This is a genomic window from Mycobacterium sp. E2462 (assembly GCF_001672685.1).
Classification (GTDB): Bacteria; Actinomycetota; Actinomycetes; order Mycobacteriales; family Mycobacteriaceae; genus Mycobacterium.
Map to the genome: position 1 here is coordinate 1 of NZ_LZKC01000221.1, position 3,767 is coordinate 3,767.

Annotated in this window: 5 protein-coding genes and 1 pseudogene; 2 read left to right on the top strand and 4 right to left on the bottom strand. The window is 70.2% G+C overall.

The window, feature by feature from the left end:
• Both A5714_RS26040 and A5714_RS11145 read left to right on the top strand, forming a co-directional pair.
• A pseudogene (locus tag A5714_RS26040) lies at nucleotides 1-82 on the top strand (dihydroorotate dehydrogenase); the annotation flags it as partial.
• Nucleotides 79-1,194 (top strand): quinone-dependent dihydroorotate dehydrogenase, encoded by a 1,116-nt coding sequence (locus A5714_RS11145; protein ID WP_068285212.1) that lies wholly within the window; start codon nucleotides 79-81, stop codon nucleotides 1,192-1,194. The pseudogene A5714_RS26040 and the gene A5714_RS11145, both read left to right, overlap by 4 nt.
• Here the strand turns inward: A5714_RS11145 and A5714_RS11150 are convergent.
• The 4 genes from A5714_RS11150 to A5714_RS11160 form a co-directional block, all read right to left on the bottom strand.
• Complete coding sequence (locus A5714_RS11150; RefSeq protein ID WP_068285214.1) at nucleotides 1,191-2,573, bottom strand: HNH endonuclease signature motif containing protein; 1,383 nt, start codon at nucleotides 2,571-2,573, stop codon at nucleotides 1,191-1,193. The genes A5714_RS11145 and A5714_RS11150 overlap by 4 nt on opposite strands.
• Nucleotides 2,570-2,770, bottom strand: coding sequence for a hypothetical protein (locus tag A5714_RS26045; RefSeq protein WP_156747265.1), 201 nt, complete (start codon nucleotides 2,768-2,770; stop codon nucleotides 2,570-2,572). The genes A5714_RS11150 and A5714_RS26045 overlap by 4 nt, the downstream gene beginning before the upstream one ends.
• A gap of 120 nt (nucleotides 2,771-2,890) precedes the next feature.
• Nucleotides 2,891-3,421 carry a YbhB/YbcL family Raf kinase inhibitor-like protein gene (locus tag A5714_RS11155; protein WP_068066158.1) on the bottom strand — a complete coding sequence of 177 codons (531 nt, stop codon included), beginning with the start codon at nucleotides 3,419-3,421 and terminating at the stop codon, nucleotides 2,891-2,893.
• A gap of 44 nt (nucleotides 3,422-3,465) precedes the next feature.
• The coding region (locus tag A5714_RS11160) for a M20/M25/M40 family metallo-hydrolase (RefSeq protein ID WP_156671115.1) at nucleotides 3,466-3,767 on the bottom strand (302 nt) is incomplete at its 5' end.

Consider the following 3,767-nt stretch of genomic DNA (forward strand, 5'->3'; position numbering starts at 1 on the left):
CAACGACGGTAGCCGACGAGTCTTGTTGCGTCGCAAGAAGACCCGCATCGACAGTCGACGCCCGGATCAGCCGGAACTGTGACCGGCGGCCAACCGGGCAACGGCGGTCACCGGGTCTACGGCCTGCTGCGGCGGTTGTTCTTTCTCGTTCCGCCCGAGCGCATTCATACGGTGGTCTTCGCCGCGCTGCGCGCCGTCACCGCGGTGGCGGCGCTGCGCCGGTTATTGCGCGGCCGGCTCGGCCCGACCGACCCGGTGCTGGCCAGCACCGTGTTCGGGGTGCGATTCCCGGGACCGTTGGGGTTGGCCGCCGGTTTCGATAAGGACGGGTTGGGCCTGCGCACCTGGGGGGCGCTGGGTTTCGGTTACGCCGAGATCGGGACCGTCACCGCTTCCCCACAGCCGGGCAATCCGGCTCCCCGCATGTTCCGGCTGGCCGCCGACCGGGCGCTGTTGAACCGGATGGGCTTCAACAACCTGGGAGCCGGAGCCCTGGCGATGCGACTGGCGCGCCACGAGCCCGACGTGCCGATCGGCGTGAACATCGGCAAAACCAAGACCACCGCGGCGGCCGATGCCGTCGACGACTACCGGGCGAGCGCCCGGCTGGTCGGACCGCTGGCGTCCTATCTGGTGGTGAACGTCAGCTCGCCGAACACGCCCGGTCTGCGCGACCTACAGGCCGTCGAGTCGCTGCGCCCCATCCTGTCGGGCGTCCTGGCGGAGACGACGACGCCGGTGTTGGTGAAGATCGCGCCGGACCTGTCGGACTCCGATGTCGACGACGTCGCCGATCTGGCCCTCGAACTGGGCCTGGCCGGCATCGTCGCGACGAATACGACCGTGTCCCGCCAGGGGCTGATCACGGCCGGCGCGGACGGGCTCGGCGCCGGGGGTGTCTCCGGTCCCCCGGTCGCGCGGCGCGCCGTCGAGGTGCTGCGCCGCCTCTACGACCGCGTCGGGGGCCGCCTGGTGCTGATCAGCGTCGGGGGCATCGAGACGGCCGACGACGCCTGGGAGCGCATCACCGCGGGCGCCACGCTGTTGCAGGGTTACACCGGCTTCGTCTACGGAGGCGGTCTGTGGGCCAAGGAGATTCACGACGGCATCGCGCGCCGGCTGCGCGAGGGAGGGTTCGCGTCGCTGCAGGACGCGGTCGGCTCCGCCGCCCCCAAACCCCGCGGGGCGGGTTAAGCCGCTCCTTCCTCGCGGTCCTCCTCGGTGGCGCCCTCCTCGGCCAGGAGGTTCTCGGGGTGGTGGTGGGTGTTGGTGCGGGGTTGGCCGCGGTCGAGGTGGGGCGGCGGGATCCACTCGGTATCGCCGTTGGCGCGGCGGCGGGTGGTCCAGCCGCGTTCGAGGAGTCGGTGGTGCGGGCCGCAGGCGAAGGTGAGTCCGGTGATGTCGGTGCGGCCGGTGCGGGCCCAGTCCTGGACGTGGTGGACCTCGCACAGATAGCCGGGGACGTCGCAGCCCGGGTGTGAGCAGCCGCGATCCTTGGCGTGCAGCACGAGGCGTTGCCCGGGCGAGGCGAGGCGTTTCGTGTGGTACAGCGCGACCGGTGTCGCGCGGTCGAAGATGGCGAGGTAGTGGTGGGCGTGGCGGGCCAGGCGGACGACGTCAGACATGGGTAGCCGGGTGGCCCCGCCGGTGAGCGCGGTACCGGCGGCGGCCTCGAGGTCTTTGAGCGTGGTGGTGACGACGAGGGCGGCCGGTAACCCGTTGTGCTGGCCGAGCTTTCCGCTGGCTAGCAAGGCGCGCAGTGCCGCGGTCAGGGCGTCGTGATGGCGCTGGGCGCTCGAACGGGTGTCGCGGCGCACCGCCTGTTCTGGCGGGGCGCCGTCCACGGTCGGGGCGTCGTCGTCGGGGTTGCACATCCCGGGCGCGGCCAGCTTGGCCAGCACGACTTCCCAGGTGGCGCGGGCTTCCGGGGTGAGCCAGCCGGTGAGACGGGTCATGCCGTCGGGTTGTTGGCGGCCCAGGGTCAGACCGCGACGGCGGGCCCGGTCGTCGTCGGTGTAGCGACCGTCGGGATTGAGACAGTCGGCCAGGAGTTGGGCCAGCTTGGTCAGCTGGTCGGGGCCGAATTGGGCGGCGTGCGCGGCGAGTTGGCGCTCGGCCAGCCCCCGGGTCTCCAGGTCGACGTCGTGCGGCAGCTGGTCGAAGAACCGCCGGATGACCGTGAGGTGCTCACCGCCGAGCGTCCCCGCGCGCTGGGCCGCCGCCGTCGCTGGTAGCTGCGGGGGCAGCGGTTCGCCGGTCAGGGCGCGGCGCGGGCCCACCGCGGCGGCCTCGGCGACCCGGCGGCTCGCCTCGACGCGCGAAATCTGGAGCCGGTCGGCCACCGCCCACGACAACCGCCCGCCCAACTCCGCCGCGTCGGCCCGCTCGGCGACCTGATTGATCAACTGATACGTCGGCGTTTGCAGGCGGCGCGTCTCGCCTTCGATGCGGGCCAACAGCCGCAGCCGCTCTGGAGTGGTCAACCCGTCATAGGAGTGCCCTTGCACCCGCGAGATCGCCTCGCGCAGAGCGGCGTAGTCCGCCGCGATCTCCGTGCGGCTCGTCACGGTCACGCCGGCGGCCCGACCGCAGCCACCAACGGGCCGGACCACTCATAGATCAGCGCATCCAGCCGCCCATGCAGGAACTCGAGCCGGTCCAGCGCCGCCAGCCGTTCCGCGGCCGTCAAGGAGTCGTACGCCGCGAAGAGCGACTCGTGCAACGCATCGAAGCGGTCCAGCAAGCCGGCGAGGCAATTAGTCGAACTCATGTTCGAATGATATCGGCGCCCCCCGACAACAACCCAGTCCCTTATAGCGCTACCGTTACCGAGACAGCGTTTTTTCCATGTTCTTCCAGGTTCTTTCCAGCAGAGCCCGGGGCCGTTGCCCTACTTCTGTTCGTAGGTGCCGTGAATGACCGCCCGCGCGATCGCATGCTGGAACAGGTTGAAACCCAGGAAGGCGGGGCTGGCGTCCTCGGGCAGGTCCAACTTCTCGACGTCCACGGCGTGCACGGCGATGTAGTAGCGGTGCGCGCCGTGACCCGCGGGCGGCGCCGCGCCGATGTAACGGCGCTGCCCTGCGTCGTTCACCAGCGTCAACGCGTCACCCGGCAGGTCGCCGCCGTCGCCGGCACCCGCGGGCAGCTCGGTGACGCTCGCCGGCAGGTTGGCCACCGCCCAATGCCAGAAGCCCGACGCCGTCGGCGCGTCGGGGTCGTACACGGTGACCGCGAAACTCTTGGTCTCGTCGGGGAATCCCGACCAGCTCAGCTGCGGGCTGACGTCCTCCCCGCCGGCGCCCATGATCCCGCTGACTTGCCGGTTGGCCAGCGCTTGGCCATCGGTCAAGGACTCGGAGGTCAGCGTGAAGGTCGGCAACTTCGGCAGCGAAGCGTACGGGTCGGGCGCGGTGCTCATGGACGTCCTCTCGTGTGGTGATCGGCTTGCTTTCGAAAACGCAACTAGCAGTGTGTCAGGAAGTGCGCCAGCACATCGGTGCCGAACCTGAGCGCATCGATGGGTACCCGCTCGTCGACGCCATGGAACAGCGCGCTGAAATCCAGGTCCGGCGGCAGGCGCAACGGGCTGAACCCGAAGCAACGAATTCCCAAGCGGGCGAACGCTTTCGCATCGGTGCCACCGGAAAGCATGTAAGGCACGGTGCGAGCGTCGGGATCCAGCGCGAGCAGCGCGGCGTTCATGGCGTCCACCAGGTCGCCGTCGAAGCTCGTCTCGTAGGACGAGAAATCGCGGATCCATTCGT